Here is a 24,282-nt window from a genome sequence, read left to right on the forward strand (position 1 = left end):
GATGCGGCAATTCTATCGTTTCACCGCTCCAGATGGCTCGGTCGACTTCTTCGATCCAGAAGGAGAGACTGGCAAGCGCTTCCTCAACCGCCGCCCGCTCGAAGGCGGCGGTACGCTGCGTTCCCGCTTTGGGTATCGCATCCATCCCATCTTCAAGACCCGACGCCTGCATACCGGTGTCGACCTTGCAGCGCCGACGGGAACGCCGATCTATGCGGGCGGCGATGGCACGATCACCTATTACAAATGGCAGTCCGGCTACGGCAACAAGATCGAGATACAGCACGTCAACGGATACGAGACCGCCTATGGGCATCTATCGCGCTTCGTGGACGGTATCGGTATCGGAACCCAGGTTCGTCAGGGCCAGCTGATCGGCTATGTCGGGTCTACCGGACAATCTACCGGTCCACACCTGCACTACGAAATCAAGATCAACGGCAATCTGGTCGATCCGCTCAGCGTTAAGCTGCCCAAGGATAATGTCCTTGCCCCGCAATATCGTGCCGAATTCGACCGCACCATCGCTCAGATCAATGACCTGATGGCGCGCGAACCTGCACCGGTGAGCGTGGCTCAGACCAATTAGCCTTCGCCCCGGGCGACATAGACCGCCATCTCGTTCCCGCCCGGCTCTCGAAAATGGAATCGGCGGCCACCCGGAAAATCGTACTGGGGCCGGGTGACCACGCCGCCGGCCGCTAACACGCGGGCTTCAGCCGCATCAAGGTCGTCCGTACGGACGACCGCCATGGTTGCCTCGACGCGATTTTCTGACTGGTCAATGCCGCCATCAATGCCTGCGCCGTCGATGCCGTCATAGATAGGCCCGTAGCTTATAATGCCCCAATTGAAGGCCTCTCGAAAAAAGGCGCTGGTCTTCTCCCGGTCCGCTGACGGAAATTCGATATAGTCCAGACGATCAGCCATCCACGCCCCCTACGTTCGCATTTTGTTCTAGGCTATTGTCCTCAGATTGACAAGATGCGGCGGAAAGGAGGCCCTTTCCGCCGCATGCGCCTTCACGCAGCAGCCGCATCGGTCTTGTCGAGGGGCGTTAGCAGAATGCCCGTTTCGTCGGCGTCGATTTGAACCCTTGAACCATCCACAACGCTGCCCGACAGGATTGCATCTGCCAGCTCGTCCTGTACCTCGCGCTGCAGCACGCGTTTGAGGGGACGCGCGCCATACGCTGGATCGTAGCCTTCATTGGCCAGCCATTCCCGCGCCCTGGGTTCGAGCTTGAGCACAATGTCCCGATCCTTGAGCAGGTTTTCGAGGCGGGCAAATTGGATATCGACGATCGACCCCATATGTTCGCGGCCCAGCCGGTGGAAAAGCAGGATCTCATCGATACGGTTGAGGAATTCGGGACGGAACGAGGCCTTGACCATGTCTAGGACCTTGCCGCGCACGAGCTCGACCGATTCACCATCCCTGAGTTCGACAAGATATTCCGCCCCCAGGTTAGAGGTCAGGATGATCACCGTATTCCGAAAATCCACAGTGCGGCCCTGACCGTCGGTCAGCCGTCCGTCATCGAGAACCTGCAGCAGCACATTGAAGACATCGGGATGTGCTTTTTCGATCTCGTCGAACAGGACGACCTGATAGGGACGCCGCCGCACGGCCTCTGTCAACACGCCACCTTCGTCATAACCGACATAGCCCGGAGGAGCCCCGATCAATCGGGCCACAGAGTGCTTTTCCATGAATTCGGACATGTCGAGGCGGACCATGGCGGTTTCGTCGTCAAAGAGAAACTGCGCCAATGCCTTGGTCAACTCTGTCTTGCCCACCCCGGTCGGCCCCAGGAACATGAACGATCCGATCGGCCTATTGGGATCCTGAAGGCCAGCACGCGAACGGCGCACCGCCTTGGCCACCGCAGCCACGGCTTCGGACTGCCCGATGACGCGTGCGCCCAGCGAGCTTTCCATGTGGAGCAGCTTTTCACGCTCTCCCTCCATCATGCGATCCACCGGAATACCGGTCCAACGGCTGACCACCTGCGCGATGTCGCTGGGCTCGACGGTCTCCTTGGCCATCAAGGGGTCGAGCTTGCCATCGCCATCGCTGTCATCGGATGCCCTGAGGCGCTTTTCAAGGTCGGGAATGACGCCATAGGCCAACTCGCCCGCGCGAGCCAGGTCGCCCTGCCGCTGTGCTATTTCCAGCTGGCTGCGAGCCGCGTCCAGCTCTTCCTTGATCTTGGTGGAACCCTGGAGACGCTCCTTTTCTGCCAGCCACTTTGCCGACAGGGTTTGGGCCTGTTCTTCGAGCCCCGCCAGTTCGTGCTCCAGCCGATCGAGGCGTGTCCTCGATCCATCATCGGTTTCTTTCTTGAGCGCCTCGCGTTCGATTTTGAGCTGCATGATCCGCCGATCCAGCTCATCCAGTGCCTCCGGCTTGGAATCCACCGCCATGCGCAAACGGGCTGCGGCCTCGTCCATGAGGTCGATGGCCTTGTCCGGCAGGAAGCGATCGGTGATGTAGCGGTTGGACAGCGTCGCAGCGCTCACCAGGGCCGAATCCGCAATGCGGATGCCATGGTGCAGTTCATACTTCTCCTTGAGACCGCGCAGGATGGAGATCGTGTCTTCCACCGTCGGTTCGCTGACGAAGACCGGCTGGAACCGTCGCGCAAGAGCGGGATCTTTTTCAACATGCTTGCGATATTCATCGAGCGTCGTGGCGCCGACGCAATGCAACTCGCCCCGTGCAAGCGCCGGCTTGAGAAGGTTTGATGCATCCATCGCACCCTCGCTCTTGCCGGCACCGACCAGGGTATGCATTTCGTCGATGAACAGGATGATTTGACCCTCAGCAGAGGTCACCTCGTTCAACACGGCCTTGAGGCGCTCCTCGAACTCGCCGCGATATTTGGCGCCTGCGATAAGCGCGCCCATATCGAGCGCGAGAAGGCTCTTGTTCTTGAGCGATTCCGGCACGTCGCCGTTGACGATCCGGATGGCAAGGCCTTCGGCAATGGCAGTCTTGCCCACGCCGGGTTCACCAATCAGGACCGGATTGTTCTTCGTCCGGCGGCTCAGCACCTGTATGGCCCGTCGGATTTCCTCGTCACGTCCGATCACGGGATCGAGCTTGCCCTCGCGGACATCTTCCGTCAGGTCTCGGGCATACTTCTTGAGCGCGTCGTAGGAATTTTCCGCTGAAGCGGAATCGGCCGTGCGCCCCTTGCGAATGGCCTCGATCGCTGTGTTGAGACTTTGAGCCGTAACGCCCGACGACGCCAGGACCCGACCTGCATCATTGTCCTTCTCGATCGTCAGTGCGAGCAACAGGCGCTCCACCGCAACGAAACTGTCACCAGATTTCTGAGCAGCCTGCTCAGCAGTGTCGAACACCTTGGCCAGCTCGCGGCTGAGATAGAGCTGCCCAGCATCGCCAGACACCTTGGGGATCTTGTTGAGCGCCGCCTCGACGCCTGCGCGTGCAGCCTTGGGGTCGCCGCCCGCTCGCTGGATCAGGCCGTTGGCCATGCCCTGCTCGTCGTCGAGCAACACTTTGAGCAGGTGGGCCGGGGCGAATTGCTGATGCCCCTGCCCAAGCGCATAGGTTTGCGCGCTCTGGATGAAGCCGCGCGCGCGCTCGGTATATTTTTCGATATTCATTCAACTCTCCATGTCTCGCCCGCCAGGGCGGCCCAGTCGGCACCGGCATGGCGGCGGAAGCGTCGTTCGATGAATGCCCGGTTCGGCACATTCTTCCGCTTCAAGATGTAGGTGCTTGCAGAGCGAACAAAAGGCTGTGGGAGGAGAAAAGTGCTTCATTCTCCCCCCTTTCATTGCGAAAAAGCAAAAGGCCGGGCAGAAGCCCGGCCTTTCAAAACAGTTCAGGACAACCCGCGCCGCAACTTATTCGGCTGCATTCCCAGTCAGGAAGGCCGGCAATTCGGAAACGTCCGACTGTGGTGCGGCATCCGCTGCGCCTTCGCCCGCAGCGGGACGACGACGACGGGGACGACGCTCGCGCTGCTTGCGCGGAGCGGTTTCGCCCTCTCCTTCTGCCTGAGCCGGAGCGGCGGCTGCCTCTTCCGGCTGGGACTGGGGCTGGGACTGAGCCTGTTGCTCCGGCGCAACCTCGACATCAGCTTCCGGATTTGGCTGCGGCGGCTGAACCGGCTGCGGCGAGGAGAAGCGCGAATTGACGTCGTTGGCATCGTCGTCGAAATCGACCTCGTCCTGGTTCTGGCCATCGCGCGGCCCGTTCATGGCCTGCTGCGCGGAAGAGACGATACGGAAATAATGCTCTGCGTGCTGCAGATAATTCTCAGCCATCACCGAATCACCCGAAGACTGGGCATCCCGGGCGAGCTGGAGATATTTCTCGGCGACATGGGCGGCGTTGCCGCGCACCTTCACGTCTGGACCGTTGCTCTCGTAATTTCGCGACAGCGGATTGACATGCTTGCGGCCGCCATTTCGGCCACGCTGACGGTTCTTGTTCTGGTTAGGTCTCATAGGTCGCTTTGTCTAACTCTGAAAGTTAAGCGTCACATCAATGGGGGCGGACCGGCTTAACAGGCCCGATCTGGCCCCTGACCCCGGCGGTACGTTGAAAACCGTGCGGGTCCTTACCTGGCTTCATGAAGACCGAGTACTCTCGGCAGCGATCCAACCATAAAGTCGGTCCCCGATCCTGCGTCGTACCGGGCTTGCCGGAACCGCGTGCTGCGAACAGCCTGGCTATTGGATCGGGTGTGATCGCTGCGGCGCTCATGATGCGCCTTTGACAGCACCACCAAAATATCCGGTTCGACCTTTCATTACCAGCACAAAGTGCGCACGAAGGCTGATGAATGTCGTCTAATTGCTCATGTGGTGCGCGGAAATCACACGATCAAGACCTGCGAGGTCCTTGTGGACTGCGACATCGGCAAAGCCGTGGGCGTCGAGAAGCGCGGAAACCTCGGCACCCTGATCAAAGCCGATCTCGAGCAGGACCAGTCCTCCCGTCTTAAGAAACCGACCTGCATCGGCAGCGATGACGCGGTAGGGACCAAGGCCGTCGGGCCCGCCATCAAGCGCTCTGAGAGGATCGAATGCTTTAACCTCGGGCGCGAGCGTGTCGATCACTGCACTGGGTATGTAAGGAGGATTGGATACGACGAGATCGAACGTCTCATAATCGGGTATCGGAGCAAACCAGTCGCCTAGCGCAAAGTCGAGGCGACCGCCAATGTCGTGCCGGTCGGCATTTTGTCGCGCGATAGCCAGGGCTTGGGGATCAATGTCGACGGCAAGGCCGGTGGCATCGGTGCGATTGGCCAGAAGGGCGATGGGAATGCAGCCCGTGCCCGTGCCAAGATCGAGAATGCGTCCGCGTTGGGGAAGCGCATCGAGCGCAAGATCGACGAGCAGTTCTGTATCGGGGCGCGGCTCGAGCGTAGCTGCATTGAGCGCAAAGGCCAGCCCGTAAAATTCCCGTTCGCCGATAATCCGAGCGACCGATTCGCCGCTCATGCGTCTTTGGATCAATTCGGCAACACGCGCCGCAGACCCAGCATCCATCGGCTCGTTCTCGCGAGTCGCCAGTGCCAGCATGTCCAGACCCAGGGCATGACCGGTCAGCAGCTTGGCGTCGAGGGCAGCCGTAGCGAAACCAAGCCGGGTCAACACATCCCGCCAGCCACGCCAGAGATCGCCCAAGGTAATAAAGTCGTTCAGTTGACCTGCTCCATGGCAGCAAGCTGTGCGGCCTGGTTCTCGGTGATAAGGGCCTCGATCAACTCGTCCAGTGCCTCGCCGACGATCACCTTGTCGAGCTTATAGAGCGTCAGATTGATGCGGTGGTCAGTCACGCGGCCCTGCGGAAAATTATAGGTGCGAATGCGCTCGGAGCGGTCGCCAGACCCCACCTGCCCCTTCCGCTCGGCCGAGCGGGCGCTGTCGCGTTCCTCGCGCTGCATCTCGTAGAGGCGGGAGCGCAGGACGATCATGGCCTGTGCGCGGTTCTGGTGCTGGCTTTTCATCGCCGACGTCACCACCAGCCCTGTGGGCAGATGGGTGATGCGCACTGCGGAATCAGTTGTATTGACGTGCTGACCGCCTGCGCCCGAAGCGCGCATCGTATCGATGCGGATATCTTCGTTGCGGATCTCGATATCGATGTCTTCGACTTCCGGCAACACAGCCACGGTGGCAGCCGAAGTGTGAATGCGCCCCGAGCCTTCCGTAGCAGGCACACGCTGCACCCGGTGCACGCCCGACTCGTATTTCATGCGGGCGTAAACCCCCTTGCCCGAGACATTCGCGATGATTTCCTTAAAGCCCCCCATTTCGCCTGGGCTCTCTTCCATCACCGTGACTTTCCACCCGCGCAAGCCGGCATAGCGCTCATACATGCGGAAGAGATCGCCGGCGAACAGTGCGGCCTCGTCACCGCCGGTACCGCCGCGAATTTCAAGGATGATCGACTTCTCGTCAGCCTCGTCCTTGGGCAGCAGCATGATACGGATGGACTGTGCCAGGCGATCAATGGTTTCGTCGAGCTCTTCGAGCTCGGCTTGCGCCATCTCCACCATTTCCTTGTCGCCACTCTTGAGCAACGCCTCGGCTTCGCCCCGGTCCTTCAGCGCCTTTTTATAGGCACCAATCTCTCCGACAATCTCGGAGAGGTCGGAATGCTCCTTGGAAAGTTTGGCAAATTCATCCGGATTGGCCCCACCCGAGAGAGCAGCTTCAATATACTGAAAACGCGTTTCGAGGGCGTCGAGCTTGTCCTGGGGCAGGCTGGGCATGGTCGGGTCTTCCGGGCAGGTGTCCGGCAGGCTGTAAAGAGCGGGGGCGGCAAGTTCAAGCCTTGTGTTCGGCCAGGCGACGATCCGTCAGCGAGCGGAATTCCAACTCGATCACTTCTAACCGATGGGTAGGCTTTGCTTGCCGGCCCACTCGGTGAGCAAGGCCCGCACCGTGCGGCCATTCGCACCAGCGCTCAATGCCTTGGCAATGTCGGCCTGTATGGGCTTGAGCTCGAGATTGAGGATCATCTCCTTGATCGGACCGATCGAAGCCGGGCCCATGGAAAGCCGGGTCATGCCAACAGCCATGAGCGCCAAAGCTTCCATCGGCTTGCCCGCCAATTCGCCGCACATCGTGACCGGTTTGTTATGACGCGCTGCAGCGTCCACCACGAGGCGAATAGCCCGCAGGCGCGGCAGCGCGATCGGATCGTAAGCTTTAGAGACGCGCGGATTGGCGCGATCGGCCGCCGTTAGGAACTGAACCAGGTCATTGGAGCCGATGGACACGAAATCGGCCTCTGGCATCAATTGATCGAGCTCGAAAAGCAGCGATGGCACCTCTACCATTGCGCCTACCTCGAGTTTCGCAGGCGCCGGCTGGCCGGCTCGTTTGAGACGCTCGACCTCCTTGGCGATCACCTGGCGCGTCATCAAGAATTCGAACGTCTCGGTGACCATGGGCACGAGGATCTTGAGCGGGCGACCATTGGCAGCCTGCAGCAGCGCTCGGATCTGCGTGCGCAACAGGCCCGGCCGGTCGAGGCCGAGGCGGATGGAGCGATAGCCCATCGCCGGATTTTCCTCGGCCGTGGCGCGCAGATAAGGCAGGACCTTGTCCCCGCCGATATCGAGCAGACGGAAAACGATCGGCCGATCACCGGCAATAGCCATCGCCTCGGCGTAGAGATCAGCCTGTTCCTTGAGCCGCGGCAGGCGGCTGGCGATCATGAACTGCAATTCGGTGCGGAATAATCCCACCCCGCCTGCACCCGTGTCATCCAGCATGGGCAAGTCGGCAACGAGACCCGAATTATGCAGCAGCGCAATCTCGACGCCGTCTTTCGTCACGCTCGGCTTGTTCTTGAGCGCCGCGTAATGTGCGCGTCTCTTGGCAGAGATGCGCACTTTGTCGACATAGGTCTGCTCGACCTCGGGTGTGGGCCGCAGATGTACCTGACCGGCTGACCCATCGATGATGATATCGTCGCCGGTTTCGCACATCGAAACGATGGACTGGGCCTGGCCGACCGCAACAACGCCCAGGGAGCGGGCAACGATGGCCACGTGAGCCGTGGCGCCGCCTTCCTCGAGCACGACGCCGCGCAATTTGCTGCGGTCGTATTCGAGCAATTCGGCTGGCCCCATATTGCGCGCAACCAGAATGGCATTGTCGGGCAGTTCGCGCTGCGCCGGCTGGCCGGAACTGGTCAGCACGCGCAACAACCTGTTTGCCAGATCGTCCAGATCATGCAGCCGGTCACGAATGTAGGGATCGGTCTGGCGCAGCATGCGCGCCCGTGTATCGTTTTGGACCCGCTCGACCGCGGCCTCAGCAGAAAGGCCGTTGTCGATCGCCTCCATGAGACGGTTCACCCAGCCCCTGTCATTGGCGAACATGCGATAGGTCTCGAGGATTTCCCGATGATCGGATCCGCCAGCCATGTCACCATGGTCGAGCATGGCATCGATGGAGACGCGCATGGTTTCAAGCGCTGCATCCAACCGCTGCTTTTCGGCATCGGTGTCTTCGGCGATGAAATTGGTGACCACGACCCGGGGGTCGTGCAGGACCACTTTTCCGAGAGCTATTCCGTCGGTAAAGCTGACGCCATTGAACATGCGAGGCCGCCTGAGATCGATATCCGATCCCGGCTTGATCAGATTGTCGAAATCGCTGGTAGCGATCATCTCGGCCAGGATTGTGGCCGTGGTCAGCATCGCCTCGGTTTCATCCTCGCCGTAATGACGGTGGTCCCCGTTCTGAACGACGAGAACGCCAAGGGTCTGCCCGGCCCTCAGGACAGGCACGCCAAGGAAGGAATTGTATTTTTCCTCGCCGGTCTCCGGGCGATATGCAAAACCGGGATGATTGGAAGCATCGTCCAGGCTCAATGGCTCCGCCTCGGCGGCGATGAGACCGACCAGACCTTCTCCAAGGCGCAGCGTGGTCAGGTGAACCGATTCGGCTTTAAGCCCATGGGTAGCGAAGAGTTCGAGCGCGCCGTCGTCGCGCAGTACATAAAAGGAGCAGACATCCGCCCGCATGTTCTCGGCAATGAGGTCGACGATTTTGTCGAGCCGAGCCTGCGAGGCCAGAGGCTCCGCCATCACCTCGCGCAATTGCCGCAGCAGCACCCTTGGGCCACCTATGGTCGTCGCCATCGCCTCTCTCAGGCAGCCCGCAAAGCCGCCCCCCTTCTTTCAGGACGCGGCCTCTCTTTCAAAGAGATCAGGCGTCCTGCTTGTCCAGACCGTAATAGGTGTGCAGAGCGCGAACCGCAAGCTCGGCATATTCTTCATCGATCAGAACCGAGGTCTTGATTTCCGAGGTGGTGATGAGCTGGATGTTGATGCCCTTGTCGGCCAGGGCCTTGAACATCGAGGACGCAACGCCGGCATGCGAACGCATCCCCACCCCGACAACCGACACCTTTGCGCCACCCTTGGAGCCGGACAGGCGCGCATATTCGAAACGTCCGCCATTGTCTTCGAGCGCCTTGACGGCTTTGTCATATTCACTATCGGGAACGGTAAAAGTAATATCCGTCGTGGCACCGTCATCGGCAATATTCTGCACGATCATGTCCACAATGATGCCCTTGTCGGCAAGCGTGCCGAAAATGGCCGCTGCGACGCCGGGATTGTCCTTGACGTCGCGCAGGGTGATCTTGGCCTCTGCCTTGGCGAGCGTCACGCCCGAAACGATCTGCTTTTCCATGATCTCATCCTCATCGCAGACAAGCGTTCCGGGCACGCCCGGGGTTCCATCGGGCGCGATCTGCGGCGCGTCCGGGTCATCGAAACTGGAGCGGACGGTCAGGCGCACCTTGTGCGCCATGGCCATTTCCACCGAGCGGATCATCAGCACCTTGGCGCCGAGCGACGCCATTTCCAGCATTTCCTCGAAGGAAATCTTGGTGAGACGCCGCGCCTTGGGCACAATGCGTGGATCGGTCGTGTAGACGCCATCGACATCGGTATAGATGTCGCAGCGATCCGCTTTGACCGCCGCAGCAACAGCTACCGCCGAGGTATCAGAGCCGCCCCGTCCGAGGGTCGTGACGCGTCCGTGCGGAGAAATGCCTTGGAACCCGGTGATCACGGGGACCCAGCCAGCGCTCATGCGTTTGTCGAGCTCGGTTGGGTCGATATCGGTAATACGGGCGGCGCCATGGGCGTCATCGGTATAGATGGGGACCTGCCAACCGGCAAAGCTTCTTGACTGGATTCCCATTTCCGACAGAACGATCGCCATCAGACCAGCGGTGACCTGCTCGCCGGACGCAACAACCGCGTCGTATTCGCGCGCATCATGAAACTTGCTCGCCTCGTTGACCCAGCCGACCAATTCATTGGTCTTGCCGGACATGGCAGACACAACGACAGCGACTTCGTTGCCGGCCTCGACCTCGCGCTTGACATGGCGCGCGGCATTTCGAATGCGCTCGACACTGGCGACGGATGTGCCACCGAATTTGACGACGATACGAGCCACTTGGCTTCCCCGCTCACCCGCCGAACCCGGCGGTACGCTTGTTGTTGGCCGGGGAAATGCCACAAAGGCAGGTCGCAATCAATGGCCGAGTTTGGCGCAATCTTCACACGGGTCGACAAAGCTCTGCGACACGGCGCGCCTTGCGGACCCGATATCTGAGGAGGCATATGGGCGGGCAAGGAGCCGCAAGATGACCAGCACTGTCCGCACTACCGTCAATGACGCCGAAGTCGCCAAGTTCACGGCCATGGCGGAACAATGGTGGGACCCCAAGGGTAAGTTCAAGCCGCTGCACAAGTTCAACCCGGTGCGGCTTAGCTATATTCGTGACATGCTTTGCGCCCGGTTCGGCCGCGACGCCTCCTCCATCCGGCCCTTCGAAGGCTTGAGCATCGTTGACGTGGGATGTGGCGGGGGGCTGTTGTGCGAACCGTTGACCCGACTTGGCGCGACGGTAACGGGCATTGACGCAGCAGAGCGCAACATTGCCGTTGCCAGCATTCATGCCGAGCAATCCGGCCTTGATATCAAGTATCGCGTCACCACCAGTGAGGCTCTGGTCGCGGCCGGCGAAAAATTTGATGTGGTTCTGAATATGGAAGTGGTCGAACACGTCGATGACGTTCCGCTCTACATGAAGTCCTGCGCAGATCTGGTGGCGCCGGGTGGAGTGATGTTTACCGCTACACTCAACCGCACGGCCCGCTCTTGGGCGCTCGCAGTAATCGGCGCCGAATATATCCTGCGGTGGCTGCCGCGCGGGACCCACGACTGGAACAAGTTTCTTACCCCTGAAGAGATCAGCGCCCAACTAAAACGAAACGGCTTGGCGATCATCGACCAGACGGGCGTGGTGTTTCACCCTCTGGCCGATGAATGGCGGCTCTCACCAGATATGGGGATTAATTACATGGTGTTGGCCGAACGACCCAAGGCTTAAACCTTGAGCAGGTCGTCCTTTCGGACCGCAAGCACCAGCTTGTCCCCCTCCACCCGATCGATGTGTTCGGGGAAGATATAGCGATCAGACGCAAACAAGCCGTCTGCATCCAGACGGACGAAGCCTTCACGCAAGGCTTTCTCCTGCATCTCGCGCGGCAAGCCGTCATCGGGCTGAAAGACGTCAGCAAGAAGCCCAGCCAAGGTATCACGCTCTTCGTCGAGTACCGGACTGACGCCCGCGGCATCAATTTCGGGCGCCCCTGGCGCTTCATCGGTAATCCTGAAGGTCTCGACCGTGCCGATCGCGTTCATGGCGCTATCGTAGACCTTCATGCCCTCGTGAACAGTGTTGGGAATGGCGTGCATGTTTTCCTCCATGAGTCTGTGAGAAAGCAACGAGGCCGTGTCGTAGCCGTTCCCGCGACCAACCACTTGTGATTGCAGGAGCGCGAACCAAACCCAAAACCGCGCGTTTGGCGAGGAACACACATAAGTGAACGCCCATGCTCAAACGTATCTCCCAAGTTTTGATCCTGTGCACCATTGCTGCTGCACCCGCAGTCGCAGAAACGCCCAAGGTCGATCTGGACGAAAACATCTTCGTAATGGGTGGTCCGTTTGCTACGGGCTATTTCGGCGACACCTTCCTGTTTTGGCAGGACCACTATGAATCCAACTTCTTCGTGGGTGCGGGATATCAGCGCTTTCTTTATGGCTATGGGAGTTTTCAGCTTGGCGTGGAGGCAGGACTTGGCCTGCGTTTAGGCAGTCGGAGTTCCGCCGAGATTTGGGGCGGTGCGGTAGCGCGGCTGACAGAATTCTCCTTTGGAGACATAACGGTAACTCCTGCCATCACCTTCGGCCTCTCCGCGGTGACCGATACGATCGGCATCGAAACCGAGCGTGCAGATAGACTGGGACGAGGCGTACCCATCCTCTACTATCTCGCGCCCGAAGTTTCGGTGTCCCATGCTAGTCATCCCGAGTGGGAAGCATTTGGTCGCATCCAGCATCGATCCGGTGGCTTCGGAACAATTGCCGACATTGATGGGTCGAATGCAGCCGTTCTTGGCCTGAGGTACAAATTCTGATGACACGGATGGCGACCGCCTTCCGGATCGCTTTGGTAATCACAGCTACGGTTACCACCCTAGCCCGCCGGCAATTTTGCGCGTAACCATCACCCAATGGGCGCCGGCCTCGGTCACCGTCCGCATGCAGTTCCTCATTTCGATCGTTTGGAGCGACGGACCTTTGACTGACGGCAGCCTTCGCCAGGCGCTTCGCGAGAGCACGCAGGATACCCATGCCGCTCTCGACGCTTTGGGCGATGTTTCTACGCTCGCGCACTACAAGCGCTTTCTTCTGGCAACCTACCAGTTTCGCCATCACGTCGAACCCCATGTGATGACCGTTCGGGGCTGGACGATCGCCCCCCTTGTTCCGGCCCTCCATGCCGACCTGATCGACTTGGAAGTAGAGCCGCAAGCCGCCGACCTACCAAAGGACGAGGTGCGTAGCCATTCCGCCCAGATCGGCACGCTATATGTTTTGGAAGGGTCCTCTCTGGGCGCCAAGTTTTTATTCCGACGCGCCCAGCAGATCGGGCTGACCGACCGGTTTGGCGCGCGCCATCTCGGCCAGCAGGCCAGCGGCGGAAGTCGTTGGCCCAAATTCATGCAATTGCTCGATCAAGCCATCGATATCGACAAAAACGCCGCCATTGCCGCAGCGCAGCAAACCTTTGCCTCGGCCTATGCCATCTACGCGAAAGCTTTCAATGACCTCCCCCAAACCGCTTGACCTGACGAGCTGTGATCTCGAGCCCATCCACATCCCAGGCTCGATCCAGCCATATGGCACGATGCTGATTGCCGACGCCGCAACCGGCTTGATCGTCGGCTATGCCGGGACGAAATATGTCTCGGCCAAGCTCTTGGACCAGAAGCTCGAATCCGTCATCGGCCATGATGCGGCATCGCTAAAAGCCGTGCTGCCGGCAACTGGCATTCACGTGATCGGCGACGTCAATTTTTCTGGAAAACGGCTTGACGCTGTCGCCTATGCGAGCGGTGCACATTTGGTCGTGGAACTGACCGAAAAAGCGGAGTTCGATGGGCTCAACGCAGCATTCCTCGCTCTCATGGACAATCTCGATGTGCGGATGGAGCGCGCTGTGTCGCTGGCCGATCTCTGCCGCGAAGCAGCGCGGATTTTTCAGGACCTGACCAGATATGGGCGCGTCATGGTCTACCGCTTCATCGATGACGATGCCGGCGTCGTCCTCGGTGAAAGCCTTGCTGACGGCCTGCCCAGCTTCATGCACCACCACTTTCCAGCCACGGATATTCCGCGCCAGGCCCGGGCGCTTTATGTGCGCAATAAGGTGCGCGTCATCGCCGACGTCCACTACGAGCCGGCGCCTATCGTGAGCGCCAGCTCCGATCTGCAAACCATTGATCTCAGCGATTCAACGCTGCGCAGTGTCTCGCCAGTCCATATTCAATATCTCAAGAACATGAACGTGGCTGCTTCCGCATCCATGTCCATCGTCAAGGACGGGATGCTTTGGGGGCTCATCGCCTGTCATCATCACGAGCCACGCGAATTGCCCCTCGACATCCGCATCGCCTGCCAGACCATGGCGACGAGCTTGTCGCGTCTCATCAAGGTGCGCGAGGAAAATGAGCTCTATCGCGAGCGCGTGAAACTGCGAACGATGGAAGATGCCCTGCTTCCACAGCTGGGCCCGGACAAGAGCCTTGCAGATTTCTTTGAAGGCTCCGGCGAGGCTCTGGCAAAGCTCATGAACGCGGACGCCTTTGCGGCCGTTCAGGGCAAGGACCTTTATTGCGCCGGTCTTTGCCCAGAGGAGCACCATCTGCGGGCCGTCGCCGAGTTCGTTCGCGTAGACGCGCTGCGCCGGCCCTTCGCGACGCATCACCTCTCATCGCGTTTCCCTCAGGCTTCCGCCTTTACGCAAACGGGCAGTGGTGTTCTGGCTGCGACCATGTCGACTGAAGTGCCGACGATACTGATGTGGTTCCGCCGCGAGCAGCTCGAGACTGTCAAGTGGGCCGGTAACCCGCATAAGGATGTTGCGCCCGATCCAACCGCCCGGTTGACGCCTAGGACGTCCTTCGAAGCATGGTCGGAAAGCGTAAAAGGACGCTCGCAACGCTGGACCCTCGCCGAAACTGAAGCAGCGAGCCGCATCGTGCGCCTCTTGCTCGAGGCCCGCAATAACTCACGTATTCGCACACTCAATCGCGAACTCAACACCACGATCCGGGAGAATGAAGCCCTGATTGAGCAAAAGGGTTTTCTCCTCAAGGAAGTCAACCATCGCGTTCAAAACAGCATCGCCCTTGTCGCCGCCTTTTTGCGCCTGCAGGCAAGAAGCGCCAGTCCGGAAACCAAGGTGAGCCTCGGAGAGGCGGATCAGCGCCTGATGGCCGTATCCTTGGCTCATCGTCGTTTGTACCAGGATGACAGCGTCGAGATGCTCGATCTGTCGCGCTATCTCGGCGAACTGGTCGAAGAACTGACATCCTCCATGGACACCGGCTGGCAAAGGGCCATCCAGCTGGATTTGGCGCCGATCCTTACTGACACGCGCCATGCGGTTACTATCGGGCTCATCGCCAACGAATTGATCACCAATGCCGTCAAATACGCCTATGGTGGCGAGGTCGGCCCGGTTGTTGTGACTCTCGACCAACACCGCAACATGCTCCGCTTCGTGGTCAGCGATGAGGGCGTGGGCTTCGGGACCGGAGGCGTCGCTGGTACTGGCTTTGGCTCACGCATGATGAGCGTGCTCATGCAGCAGAGCAAGGGGGAGCTGGTTTACGAGAGCAATCATCCTGGCGTTAGAGCTGTGGTTACCACGCCCCTGCAGGACCATTAGCCAGGCCCTGCACACCATCGAAGGCAACTCATGGCGGACTGCGGCACCATCGCCCCACCGTCCCGAAACATCGCCCCCGCGCGCACAACCCGGGCGCCTCAACGCCTTCAAGCAGGATTGAGTACCGTACGGTACGGTACGGAAAATTCTTGCCCGCGGCGTGGAATGGGTCTAAATAGAAGCTAGCTTAGAACCGGTATCACCGGCAGCGTTTTCGAGGATTTGCCACATGCCCGCCTATCGTTCTCGCACCACAACCCATGGCCGCAACATGGCCGGCGCCCGTGGGCTCTGGCGCGCCACTGGCATGAAGGACGGCGATTTCGGCAAGCCGATCATCGCGGTCGTTAACAGCTTTACGCAGTTCGTGCCCGGCCATGTGCATCTCAAGGACCTCGGCCAACTGGTAGCGCGGGAAATTGAAGCGGCCGGTGGCGTTGCCAAGGAATTTAACACCATCGCGGTCGATGACGGCATCGCCATGGGCCATGATGGCATGCTCTATTCCCTGCCCAGCCGTGACATCATCGCGGACTCAGTTGAGTACATGGTCAATGCTCATTGCGCTGACGCCATGGTCTGCATTTCCAATTGTGACAAGATTACCCCGGGCATGCTCAACGCCGCCATGCGCCTCAATATCCCGGTGGTCTTCGTGTCGGGCGGGCCGATGGAAGCCGGCAAGGCCATGCTCAAGGGCAAGCTGCAGGCGCTTGACCTTGTGGACGCCATGGTGATGGCTGCCGACGAGCACTACACTGACGAGGAAGTCCAAGCCGTCGAGGAGGCCGCCTGCCCCACATGTGGCTCCTGCTCTGGCATGTTCACCGCCAATTCGATGAACTGCCTCACCGAAGCGCTGGGCCTCAGCCTGCCCGGCAATGGCTCGACCCTGGCCACCCATTCGGATCGCAAGCGCCTGTTCCAGGAAGCCGGCCACCTGATCGTCGATCTGGCCCGCCGTTACTATGAGCAGGAAGACGAAACCGTTCTCCCGCGCTCCATCGCCACCAAGGCAGCCTTCGAGAATGCCATGGCGCTCGATATCGCCATGGGCGGCTCGACCAATACCGTGCTCCATATTCTGGCGGCTGCGCACGAAGGCGGCGTCGATTTTACCATGGACGATATTGACGCGCTGTCCCGTCGCGTTCCGGTTCTCTCCAAGGTTGCCCCCGCCAAGAACGATGTTCACATGGAAGACGTGCACCGCGCCGGCGGTATCATGGCTATCCTGGGCCAGCTTGATCGGGCAGGCCTCATCAATCGCAAGGAACCCACGGTGCACGCCGCGACCATGGGCGATGCGATCGACAAATGGGACATTTCCCGCACCAATTCGGAGAGCGTGCGCCAGTTCTTCATGGCTGCACCCGGGGGTGTCCGCACCACACAGGCCTTTTCACAGTCCAATCGCTGGACCGAACTTGATCTCGACCGCCAGAACGGCGTGATCCGCTCCGCTGAAAACCCGTTCTCCAAGGATGGAGGCTTGGCGGTCCTCAAGGGCAATATAGCGTTGGACGGCTGTATCGTGAAAACTGCCGGCGTCGACGAATCCATTCTCAAGTTCACCGGCCCGGCCCGCGTCTTCGAGAGCCAGGATTCGACGGTCAAAGCCATTCTCTCAAACGAGATCAAGGAAGGCGATGTAATCGTCATCCGCTACGAAGGCCCGCGCGGCGGCCCTGGCATGCAGGAAATGCTCTATCCTACGAGCTACCTGAAGTCGAAAGGACTGGGCAAAGCCTGCGCCTTGCTGACAGATGGTCGTTTCTCCGGCGGCACGTCCGGGCTCTCCATCGGCCATGCCTCACCTGAGGCGGCCGAAGGGGGGGCTATTGGCCTGGTCCGGGAAGGCGACATCATCGAGATCGACATTCCCAACCGCACCGTCAATGTCCTTGTATCTGATAGCGAGCTTGCCGCGCGTCGGGTCGAGCAGGACAAGATCGGCTGGAAGCCGGCCCAAGCGCGCAAGCGCAAGGTGACCACTGCGCTCAAGGCCTATGCCGCCTTCGTCACCTCGGCTTCAAAGGGCGCCGTGCGCGACACCCAGGAAATCGACAAGCTCTGGAACTGAGCGCGTCCCCACTTTCTGGCAATGGTAAATGACGCCTTACGCCGATCCGTCAAATTGATGGATCGGCCAGGCGGCTTCCTTAAAACACGCAGCCTATGGTACCCGCAGTTTGGAGGGCAAAGCCATGAGCTCTGTTTTTTCGAGGGTGCTGACACTGCTGGGTGGGGTAACCTTTGCTGTTGCGGCTGTTCTTGCGTTGATCAGCGGCTCCGCAGACCTGCCGCTGAACGCCACCGTGGCCATGGTCGGCCTGGGCATCGTCCAGATTTATCGCTGACCAGCGCGGCATCATGCCAATGGCAAAGTCCATGCGACAATCGCGTGACAAGCCCATTTTCGAGTGCTAAGACGCCCACAGCCAACCAGCGGCCTGCCAAGGCTGTTGGCCTGGTCAGGTTCGATAGCGGGGATTCCACCCTCCCTATCGAACCGACCCTAATCCCCTAAATTGTCATCAGGCCGAAGCGGTTTTTCCGTCGACGACCTTTATCTGCCGCCTGCATGCGGCCGCTATCTTCTCATCATGGGTCGAGATCAGAAAGGTCGTATTCTCGTCTTCGTTGATTTCCCGGATCAACGCCATGACCTGCTCGGCCGATTCCCGATCGAGATTGCCCGTAGGCTCGTCCGCCAGGACAAGTTCAGGCTGATTCATCAAGGCTCGCGCAATGGCGACGCGCTGCTTTTGCCCACCCGAGAGTTGGGTAGCGCGAAAATCGATGCGATGGCCCAGCCCAACCCGCTCCAGCAATTGCGCCCCGCGTTTTCTGGCCTGGGCGGTTTCCCGTCCATCGCTGATGGCCGTGGGAAAAACGACGTTCTCGAGCGCAGTGAAGTCCGGCAGCAAATGGTGAAATTGAAAGACAAAGCCGATATGGCGATTGCGGAATTCGGTGAGTTCCCCGTCGCCTGCCTGGGTCAGGTCCTGCCCGAGCATCACATGTTCTCCGCTCGTGGGCTGCATCAGCGTGCCCAGAATGGTCAGGAGTGTAGACTTGCCCGAGCCCGACGGCCCCAGCAGTGCCGCCAGATCGCTTTCCTCGAGCGTCATGTCCAGTCCCTTGAGCACGCGCGTCTCGGCTTCACCCTCGCCATAGGTCTTTACGAGGTTGCGGATCTGGACGAGCGCACTCATTGTCCGATCACCGAAACCGGGTCCACCCGCGCTGCGGCGCGCGCGGGCAGGATCGATGCGAGAATGGCGCCGATCGTGGTCAGCGCGATGGCAAGCCCATAGGCTCCCTGGCGGACGTCGATCGGCAAGCCTCCAGCCTCGGCATTTTCAGGCAAAGGAAATGGCGACAGCGCCAGATAGCCGAGTCCAGCGCCGATCAATCCACCCAACAGTCCAATAAGCGTACCCTGCAGCACGAAGACGAAAATGACAAAGCCTCGCGACGCTCCAAAGGCGCGCATGATGCCGATCTCGGGACGGCGCCTGTAGGTGGAGAGCAACAGCGCCGAGGCCACGCCAATGACGATGGTGACAAGGGCAAAGCCCTTGATGAGGTTGCCCGAATTAGCCTGGGCGCGCAGGCCGCTCAGCAATTGGGCATTCCCTTCCGTCCAGGGCGTCGCCTTGAGCCCGGTTTCCGCTGCAAGCTGACGCGCAAAGGAATCGGCGCTGTTGAGATCGTCGAGCTTGATCTCGACACGGCTCAGCCCCTGCGGCAGTTCGAACAGAGTGCGGGCGGTGGATGTGCTGACAAAAGCGGCACGGGCATCAAGCGCCTCCACCCCCAATTCGAAGATTCCGGTAATGACCAGTGCCCGTTCGATGTTCCTGTCTGATTGCAGGCGGATCACCTGACCCACACCCACGCCCAGATCGTCGGCGAGAACCTTGCCGATAATAACATTGGAATTGGTCAGGACGGTATCGCCGGATACGAGCCGTCTTCCCAGATCGGCTATGACCGAAACCTTGTCGGCTTCCACCCCGGTCACCGCAACCGGTGCACGTGACTGGCCGCGAATGACGAAGCCATTGCCCACGATTTGCGGAGACACTGCCTTTACCCCGGCCATGGTCTCAATGCCGGGAATGAATGCCTCAGCGCTGCGCAGGGTCTCCCGCTGCCCGCTCGCCCTTTGCTGAACCAATTGTGCTTCCACGCCCTCTGGCAGCAGCAGGCCGGCATCCCGGCTCGGCGCTTCGAGGGTCACATGGGAAATATCACCTACTGTCTGTTGCACCAGGTAGACTGCAAGGCCTCCGATGAGGGCGCTCATGAAGATAAAGACGAAAACCCCTGTCGCCACGCCGGCAACGAGAAGACCTGTCTGTGTCTTGCTTGCCGTCAGATAGCGCCATGCAATCTTGATGCCATAGAGCATGGTCTATTCCGCCTCGACCATGTCGCCGACCGAGACCGCCATTGGATCGAGGATGACCACGTCGCCCTCTTCCAGCCCTCGGGTAACAATCACCCGATCCGCTGGCCAGTCGCTGAAGCTGATCGCGCGGGACGCCACGAGACCGTCATCGATCACCAGCACATGGCTGTCAGCGCCGTCTGTGACGATGGCCGAACGTGGGAGAGAAAGCGCGTCCGGCACTTCCTCTACAATTACGTTGGCGTTGACCGTTTGCCCAACGGGCAGCGACACAGGATCATCGAACGCAATGCGAATGGCGCGTCCGCCTGTCGCGCTGTCCACGACCGGCGCCGCAAAGGTCACCGTTCCGTGCTGGGCGATGCTGGCGCCTACCGGCTTGAGGAGCGCTTTGAGCCCGGCGCTAACCCGGGCGGAATAGAGCTCATCCACGTCGGTCTCCACCTCAAGCATGCTGGTATCGGCGATGACGAACAATTGGGTTTGAGGATCGACGAGCTGCCCCCGGTCCACTCCGCGCGACAAAACGGTTCCGGCCATGGGTGCGGTGATCGTGTACTGATCGACCTGTCGTTGCACCTGGTCGAGTGCAGCCTGCAGGCGTGCTGTTTCATTGACTGCTGCGGCAAGAGCCCATTCGGCATCCTCGCGGCTCGACCGAGTGGCGTTCTCACCCAGTGCTAATGCGCGCTCTGCCGTTGCCTCAGCCTGGCGCTGGCGCACCTGTTGTGCCTCGAGCGCTGCCTGCGCCTGTCCCAACTGAGCCTGCACCAGTGCATCGTCAAGCCTAACGAGTATATCTCCTGCGGCCACAAGGTCACCGGTGTCGGCGCTGACGGTGATAGCTTGTCCCGAAACGGCCGCGCGCACAGTGACCGAGGTCTCGGCGGCCACGCGCCCATTGATCGCCAGCGCCTGCGATACGGAGCCTGGCTGCACAATCTCGGTCGCGACAGCCAAGGCCCTGGGCTCCCATGGCCTTTCGATCCCCGCATAGGCGGCCGCGATGGTAATGACAACGAGAAGAAGCAGCCACCGCTTCCAGTGCCGTTTGCGGCGGCGAGGCGGGACGGCCTTATTTTCCGACTGGGACACGGGTTCGGCTCCGTTTGACGCTGTCCTCCTATACGCAACGCCAGCGGACATGGATTGTCCAAAAGCTCCAGACACGAAAAAGCCGGGTTTAACCCCGGCTTTTTCGTTGCATCCGGCTTTCAGCCGGCGATTTTGTCGAGTGTGGCAAAATCATCGTCGCTGAGACTAATGGCGGCGGCCGCAACATTGTCTTCAAGATGCTTGACCTTACCGGTTCCCGGAATGGGCAGCATGACATGGCTGCGCTTGAGCAACCAGGCCAAGGCAATCTGACTGCCACTGGCGCCATGCTTGTCCATGATTGCCTTTGCGGCCTTGTGGCCCTCTACCAGATCGCCCCCTGCCAGCGGAAACCACGGGATGAAACCGATATTGTTGGCCTCGCAATACTTGAGAACCGCTTCGCTCTGGCGATTAGCGAAATTGTAGAGGTTCTGGACGGTAGCAACCTTGAAGTACTGGCTGGCTTCCTTGATATCCTCAACGCTGACTTCGCTGAGCCCGGCATGACGGATCAGGCCTTCCTTCTGCATTGCAGCAATGACCTCGAACTGTTCATTGCGAGGCGTTTTGACGTCGATGCGGTGCAGTTGCCAGAGATCGAGCCGCTCCAGCTTCAACCGGCGCAAGCTGGTCAGCACTCCCTGCCGGAGAAATTCCGGGCGGCCGAGCGGCGGCCATACATTGGGTCCCGTGCGCGTCAGGCCGCTCTTGGTGGCGACGATCGTTCCCTTGCTGTAGGGCGCCAATGCCTCCCCGATCAGCTCTTCGCTGATATAGGGGCCGTAGCTTTCCGCCGTATCGATGAAATTGACACCGATCTCGGGGAGGCGCTTGAGGACGCGGATCGCTTCTTCGTGATCCTTTGGCGGCCCCCAGATGCCCTCGCCGGTGATGCGCATTGCGCCAAAGCCGAGCCGATGGACGTTGAGGTCGCCACCAATGGCGAAGGTCCCCGACAAGGATGCGTCGAGCTGAGCCATTCTAAGTCTCCTTGGATCGACGCCCGGCAGCACGCCGGACGCTAATTGTCTTCTGCCAAATCGGGCAGCGGCAGGAAGTCGATGCCGTCTTCAAGCAAACCCGCAACCTCGTCGCGGGTTGCCTTCCCGTAGATGCCGCGCGCCTCGGCCTCCGCAAAATGGATCTTGCGGGCTTCCTCCGCAAAACGGTCACCCACGTCGTCGGCTTCGCTCATTACCTTCTGGCGGAACTGGCGCAGCATATCGCGGAATCGCGCCGCTTCGGGATGGGCGGAGGTCAAGGACATGGGTTGGGTGTCCGAGCGCGCGAGGTTGGGCGCCATTGGCGCTTTCTCGACCTTATGATCACCGCATTGGGCACAGCTGACAATGCCGCGAGCATGCTGCTCGTCATAGGCAGTGGCGCTTTTGAACCAGGCATCGAAGCGATGGCCCTTTGAACATTGAAGCGAATACTGGATCACGGTTCCTACCGTAGACTGGAAGCGGGCTGACCCCCTGCATCCTATATAGGGCGCGCTTTCAGCCCTGCAAACCCGGGGCGGCAAAGTCGCGCGCATTGGCCAGCGCGGGCACGCGACGGCGGGCTTCAGCCACCGCTGCCTGATCGATATCTGCGAACACGACGCCGGGAGCATCGTGGTCGAGCTCGGCCAATATGCGGCCCCAGGGATCGACGATCAGGGAATGACCGAAGGTGGCACGCCCATTTTCATGAGCTCCCCCTTGGGCGGCGGCAATGACATAGGAGCCTGTCTCGATGGCTCGGGCGCGCAGCAGCACGTGCCAATGCGCTTGCCCGGTGGGAACGGTAAAGGCAGCCGGTACAGCGAGCAGGTCGGCTCCGGCCTTGGCAAGGCTGGTATAGAGGCGAGCGAACCGCATGTCGTAGCAAATGGAAAAACCGAGGGTAAATTCGCCGAGCGACGCCGTCACGGCCTTATCGCCCCCCTTGTAGGTCGCGCTTTCCCGGTAGGCATCGAGACCGGCAATGTCGGCGTCGAAGAGATGGATTTTGTCATAGGTTGCCGTGACTGCGCCGCCAGGTCCAAAAAACACCGAGCGATTGGCAAACCGTCCGTCTTCGAGCGGGATGGGCAGGGAGCCGATATGCACATGCATTCCATGCTGCCGCGCCATCGTGCCGATCGCTGCAAGTTGAGGATGACCATCGTAGGGCGCAGCCACCAACCGCAATTGCTCGCGATTTTCAGGGAAGATCAACGAGACTTCCGGAGTGAGCGCATAGCGCGCCCCACCGGCGGCCGCTTCTTCGAGCAGGGCGCCCAGAGCTGCAAGATTGGTGTCGGGATCGAGTCCCGAGCGCATCTGGATGGCAGCGACCCTCATTTCTATGGGGCGAGAAGCGGGTCGAGACCGCCCTGCCGGTCTAGCGCAGCCATGTCGTCATAGCCGCCAACATGAGTATCGCCTATGAAAATCTGCGGCACAGTCCGCCGGCCATGGGCACGCTGGGTCATCTTCTCCCGCAGCGCCGGATCAAGTACTGTAATTTCGGTAAACTCTGCGCCTTTTTCGGTCAGCAATGCCTTGGCAGCGTGACAATAGGGACAGGTGGGTGTGGTGTAGATCTCGACCTTGGCCATGATTTCATCCAGCAATGAGTTTTCTCTTATATGGTGACATCCTGCCCGATGACAACGCGGGCCAGCGTCAGGACGTCTACGCGCTCCACGCCACCGCGCCGTAGCGCGCGGGTAACTGCCTTTAGGGTAGCGCCTGTCGTGTAGACATCGTCCACCAGCACAACCGGGCGCCCAGCCAGGCGTTCCAGAAGATTAGGATGGACCGCAAAGGCGCCCTGTACGTTGCGCAGCCGACTTTCTCCCGACAGCCCAACCTGCTGGCGCGTCTTGCGGATACGGCGCACCAGATGCGGATCGACGGCGAGGCCCGAGAGGATAGCCAATTCGCGGGCCAGCAACATGGATTGGTTATACCGGCGAAACCGCAACCGGCTGGCATGCAGGGGCACCGGAACGAGCAGCGGTCGGCCGGGCCAGAAATCTTCGCCCGCCCCCATCATGAGCCGTGCACAAAAACGCGCCAGCTCCACCCGGTCACCATATTTGAACCGGCTCACCAGCGTGCCCACCACCTCGCCATAGGCCAGCGCAGCCCGGGCGCGGCCGAACGGCGGCGGATCGGCCATGGCTTCTGCCGAGAGCGCACCGGGCCCCGGATCGGTCTCAAACGGCACTCCCAGCACGGGGCAATAGGGCGCCGTGATGGGACGCAGATCCGCAAAGCATGTCGCGCAAAGCGTGTCGCTCTGCATCAGCGGACTGGCACAGACGGCGCAGGCCGGCGGATAGAGCTGATCCAGGACGACGCGACCCAGCCCGGCCAGCCCCTGCCGCGCCAGCCGCATCCCCTCTTTGACTTCCCCGCCCCTGCTCTGCATAAGGGCCATATTGCCACGACCCAGCG

23 protein-coding genes (1 of these 23 only partly in view) are annotated in these 24,282 nt (G+C 60.3%); 7 read left to right on the plus strand and 16 right to left on the minus strand.

Annotation, left to right across the window (positions count from 1 at the left end):
* Positions 1–589, plus strand: the final stretch of a protein-coding gene (locus VE26_RS12650) for a M23 family metallopeptidase (RefSeq protein ID WP_152658840.1). It extends 1,379 nt beyond the left edge of the window; 589 of the gene's 1,968 nt are visible here — the last part of the coding sequence; its start codon lies beyond the left edge, outside the window; the stop codon is at positions 587–589.
* On the opposite strand, the gene VE26_RS12655 is transcribed toward VE26_RS12650, so the two are convergent.
* The 7 genes from VE26_RS12655 to VE26_RS12685 all read right to left on the minus strand — a co-directional run bounded on the left by VE26_RS12655 (position 586) and on the right by VE26_RS12685 (position 10,481).
* Positions 586–930, minus strand: coding sequence for a VOC family protein (locus VE26_RS12655; RefSeq protein WP_046105596.1), 345 nt, complete (start codon positions 928–930; stop codon positions 586–588). The two genes, VE26_RS12650 and VE26_RS12655, sit on opposite strands and share 4 nt — an antisense overlap.
* 92 nt (positions 931–1,022) lie before the next feature.
* Positions 1,023–3,635 (minus strand): ATP-dependent chaperone ClpB, encoded by a 2,613-nt coding sequence (gene clpB, locus VE26_RS12660; RefSeq protein WP_046105597.1) that lies wholly within the window; start codon positions 3,633–3,635, stop codon positions 1,023–1,025.
* A 243-nt stretch (positions 3,636–3,878) separates the two neighbouring features.
* Entirely contained in the window at positions 3,879–4,484 is a 606-nt protein-coding gene (locus VE26_RS12665; RefSeq protein ID WP_052715893.1) for a DUF4167 domain-containing protein, read from the minus strand.
* Positions 4,485–4,829: 345 nt separating this feature from the next.
* Positions 4,830–5,672 (minus strand): peptide chain release factor N(5)-glutamine methyltransferase, encoded by an 843-nt coding sequence (gene prmC / locus VE26_RS12670; protein ID WP_280136891.1) that lies wholly within the window; start codon positions 5,670–5,672, stop codon positions 4,830–4,832.
* A gap of 14 nt (positions 5,673–5,686) precedes the next feature.
* On the minus strand, positions 5,687–6,763 hold the full coding sequence (gene prfA / locus VE26_RS12675) for a peptide chain release factor 1 (protein ID WP_046105598.1): 1,077 nt from the start codon (positions 6,761–6,763) through the stop codon (positions 5,687–5,689).
* Positions 6,764–6,880: 117 nt separating this feature from the next.
* Positions 6,881–9,148 (minus strand): phosphoenolpyruvate--protein phosphotransferase, encoded by a 2,268-nt coding sequence (gene ptsP, locus VE26_RS12680; RefSeq protein WP_046105599.1) that lies wholly within the window; start codon positions 9,146–9,148, stop codon positions 6,881–6,883.
* Between the two features lie 67 nt (positions 9,149–9,215).
* Positions 9,216–10,481: an aspartate kinase gene (locus VE26_RS12685; protein ID WP_046105600.1), complete on the minus strand. Its 1,266-nt coding sequence runs from the start codon at positions 10,479–10,481 to the stop codon at positions 9,216–9,218.
* A 190-nt stretch (positions 10,482–10,671) separates the two neighbouring features.
* Here VE26_RS12685 and ubiG point away from each other — a divergent pair, with 190 nt between their 5' ends.
* Positions 10,672–11,421, plus strand: coding sequence for a bifunctional 2-polyprenyl-6-hydroxyphenol methylase/3-demethylubiquinol 3-O-methyltransferase UbiG (ubiG, locus tag VE26_RS12690; RefSeq protein WP_046105601.1), 750 nt, complete (start codon positions 10,672–10,674; stop codon positions 11,419–11,421).
* On the opposite strand, the gene VE26_RS12695 is transcribed toward ubiG, so the two are convergent.
* Positions 11,418–11,789, minus strand: a complete 372-nt coding sequence (locus tag VE26_RS12695; RefSeq protein ID WP_152658841.1) for a hypothetical protein — start codon at positions 11,787–11,789, stop codon at positions 11,418–11,420. The two genes, ubiG and VE26_RS12695, sit on opposite strands and share 4 nt — an antisense overlap.
* A gap of 137 nt (positions 11,790–11,926) precedes the next feature.
* On the opposite strand from VE26_RS12695, the gene VE26_RS12700 reads away from it, so the two are divergent.
* The 5 genes from VE26_RS12700 (at position 11,927) to VE26_RS18110 (ending at position 17,693) form a co-directional block, all read left to right on the plus strand.
* A complete protein-coding gene (locus VE26_RS12700; RefSeq protein WP_052715895.1) occupies positions 11,927–12,514 on the plus strand; it encodes a hypothetical protein in 588 nt (195 codons plus the stop codon).
* Between the two features lie 76 nt (positions 12,515–12,590).
* Complete coding sequence (locus tag VE26_RS17780; RefSeq protein ID WP_052715896.1) at positions 12,591–13,226, plus strand: biliverdin-producing heme oxygenase; 636 nt, start codon at positions 12,591–12,593, stop codon at positions 13,224–13,226.
* On the plus strand, positions 13,204–15,333 hold the full coding sequence (locus tag VE26_RS12710; RefSeq protein WP_052715897.1) for a histidine kinase dimerization/phosphoacceptor domain -containing protein: 2,130 nt from the start codon (positions 13,204–13,206) through the stop codon (positions 15,331–15,333). The genes VE26_RS17780 and VE26_RS12710 overlap by 23 nt, the downstream gene beginning before the upstream one ends.
* A gap of 229 nt (positions 15,334–15,562) precedes the next feature.
* Entirely contained in the window at positions 15,563–17,416 is a 1,854-nt protein-coding gene (gene ilvD / locus VE26_RS12715; protein WP_046105603.1) for a dihydroxy-acid dehydratase, read from the plus strand.
* 124 nt (positions 17,417–17,540) lie between these two features.
* Positions 17,541–17,693 (plus strand): hypothetical protein, encoded by a 153-nt coding sequence (locus VE26_RS18110; protein ID WP_160297846.1) that lies wholly within the window; start codon positions 17,541–17,543, stop codon positions 17,691–17,693.
* Positions 17,694–17,870: 177 nt separating this feature from the next.
* Here the strand turns inward: VE26_RS18110 and VE26_RS12720 are convergent, their stop codons facing one another.
* The 8 genes from VE26_RS12720 to VE26_RS12755 all read right to left on the minus strand — a co-directional run bounded on the left by VE26_RS12720 (position 17,871) and on the right by VE26_RS12755 (position 24,265).
* On the minus strand, positions 17,871–18,551 hold the full coding sequence (locus tag VE26_RS12720) for an ABC transporter ATP-binding protein (RefSeq protein WP_046105604.1): 681 nt from the start codon (positions 18,549–18,551) through the stop codon (positions 17,871–17,873).
* Positions 18,548–19,753: an ABC transporter permease gene (locus tag VE26_RS12725; protein WP_046105605.1), complete on the minus strand. Its 1,206-nt coding sequence runs from the start codon at positions 19,751–19,753 to the stop codon at positions 18,548–18,550. The genes VE26_RS12720 and VE26_RS12725 overlap by 4 nt, the downstream gene beginning before the upstream one ends.
* A gap of 3 nt (positions 19,754–19,756) precedes the next feature.
* Entirely contained in the window at positions 19,757–20,713 is a 957-nt protein-coding gene (locus tag VE26_RS12730; RefSeq protein WP_160297847.1) for an efflux RND transporter periplasmic adaptor subunit, read from the minus strand.
* Positions 20,714–20,967: 254 nt separating this feature from the next.
* Positions 20,968–21,831: an aldo/keto reductase gene (locus tag VE26_RS12735; RefSeq protein ID WP_046105606.1), complete on the minus strand. Its 864-nt coding sequence runs from the start codon at positions 21,829–21,831 to the stop codon at positions 20,968–20,970.
* A gap of 41 nt (positions 21,832–21,872) precedes the next feature.
* A complete protein-coding gene (locus VE26_RS12740) occupies positions 21,873–22,469 on the minus strand; it encodes a DUF1178 family protein (RefSeq protein WP_342018449.1) in 597 nt (198 codons plus the stop codon).
* On the minus strand, positions 22,354–23,181 hold the full coding sequence (locus tag VE26_RS12745; RefSeq protein WP_046105608.1) for a carbon-nitrogen hydrolase family protein: 828 nt from the start codon (positions 23,179–23,181) through the stop codon (positions 22,354–22,356). Before VE26_RS12745 ends, VE26_RS12740 begins: the two co-directional genes overlap by 116 nt.
* Before the next feature lie 2 nt (positions 23,182–23,183).
* A complete protein-coding gene (gene grxC, locus VE26_RS12750) occupies positions 23,184–23,438 on the minus strand; it encodes a glutaredoxin 3 (protein WP_046106323.1) in 255 nt (84 codons plus the stop codon).
* A gap of 26 nt (positions 23,439–23,464) precedes the next feature.
* Positions 23,465–24,265, minus strand: coding sequence for a ComF family protein (locus VE26_RS12755; RefSeq protein ID WP_244465698.1), 801 nt, complete (start codon positions 24,263–24,265; stop codon positions 23,465–23,467).
* Between the last annotated feature and the right edge of the window lie 17 nt (positions 24,266–24,282).

Origin of the sequence: Devosia chinhatensis, from assembly GCF_000969445.1 — a bacterium.
Classification (GTDB): Bacteria; Pseudomonadota; Alphaproteobacteria; order Rhizobiales; family Devosiaceae; genus Devosia; species Devosia chinhatensis.

Bases quoted from the DNA above. Each gene is read 5' to 3' on its own strand.
- VE26_RS12665 (WP_052715893.1), bottom strand. From the start codon at position 4,484: ATGAGACCTAACCAGAACAAGAACCGTCAGCGTGGCCGAAATGGCGGC.
- ubiG (WP_046105601.1), top strand. From the start codon at position 10,672: ATGACCAGCACTGTCCGCACTACCGTCAATGACGCCGAAGTCGCCAAG.
- VE26_RS12735 (WP_046105606.1), bottom strand. From the start codon at position 21,831: ATGGCTCAGCTCGACGCATCCTTGTCGGGGACCTTCGCCATTGGTGGC.
- prfA (WP_046105598.1), bottom strand. From the start codon at position 6,763: ATGCCCAGCCTGCCCCAGGACAAGCTCGACGCCCTCGAAACGCGTTTT.
- VE26_RS12720 (WP_046105604.1), bottom strand. From the start codon at position 18,551: ATGAGTGCGCTCGTCCAGATCCGCAACCTCGTAAAGACCTATGGCGAG.
- VE26_RS12700 (WP_052715895.1), top strand. From the start codon at position 11,927: ATGCTCAAACGTATCTCCCAAGTTTTGATCCTGTGCACCATTGCTGCT.
- VE26_RS12740 (WP_342018449.1), bottom strand. From the start codon at position 22,469: ATGCTCCCGGCGTCGTGTTCGCAGATATCGATCAGGCAGCGGTGGCTG.
- VE26_RS12710 (WP_052715897.1), top strand. From the start codon at position 13,204: ATGACCTCCCCCAAACCGCTTGACCTGACGAGCTGTGATCTCGAGCCC.
- grxC (WP_046106323.1), bottom strand. From the start codon at position 23,438: ATGGCCAAGGTCGAGATCTACACCACACCCACCTGTCCCTATTGTCAC.
- clpB (WP_046105597.1), bottom strand. From the start codon at position 3,635: ATGAATATCGAAAAATATACCGAGCGCGCGCGCGGCTTCATCCAGAGC.
- VE26_RS12745 (WP_046105608.1), bottom strand. From the start codon at position 23,181: ATGAGGGTCGCTGCCATCCAGATGCGCTCGGGACTCGATCCCGACACC.
- VE26_RS12655 (WP_046105596.1), bottom strand. From the start codon at position 930: ATGGCTGATCGTCTGGACTATATCGAATTTCCGTCAGCGGACCGGGAG.
- VE26_RS18110 (WP_160297846.1), top strand. From the start codon at position 17,541: ATGAGCTCTGTTTTTTCGAGGGTGCTGACACTGCTGGGTGGGGTAACC.
- VE26_RS12755 (WP_244465698.1), bottom strand. From the start codon at position 24,265: ATGGCCCTTATGCAGAGCAGGGGCGGGGAAGTCAAAGAGGGGATGCGG.
- ptsP (WP_046105599.1), bottom strand. From the start codon at position 9,148: ATGGCGACGACCATAGGTGGCCCAAGGGTGCTGCTGCGGCAATTGCGC.
- VE26_RS12725 (WP_046105605.1), bottom strand. From the start codon at position 19,753: ATGCTCTATGGCATCAAGATTGCATGGCGCTATCTGACGGCAAGCAAG.
- ilvD (WP_046105603.1), top strand. From the start codon at position 15,563: ATGCCCGCCTATCGTTCTCGCACCACAACCCATGGCCGCAACATGGCC.
- VE26_RS12695 (WP_152658841.1), bottom strand. From the start codon at position 11,789: ATGCACGCCATTCCCAACACTGTTCACGAGGGCATGAAGGTCTACGAT.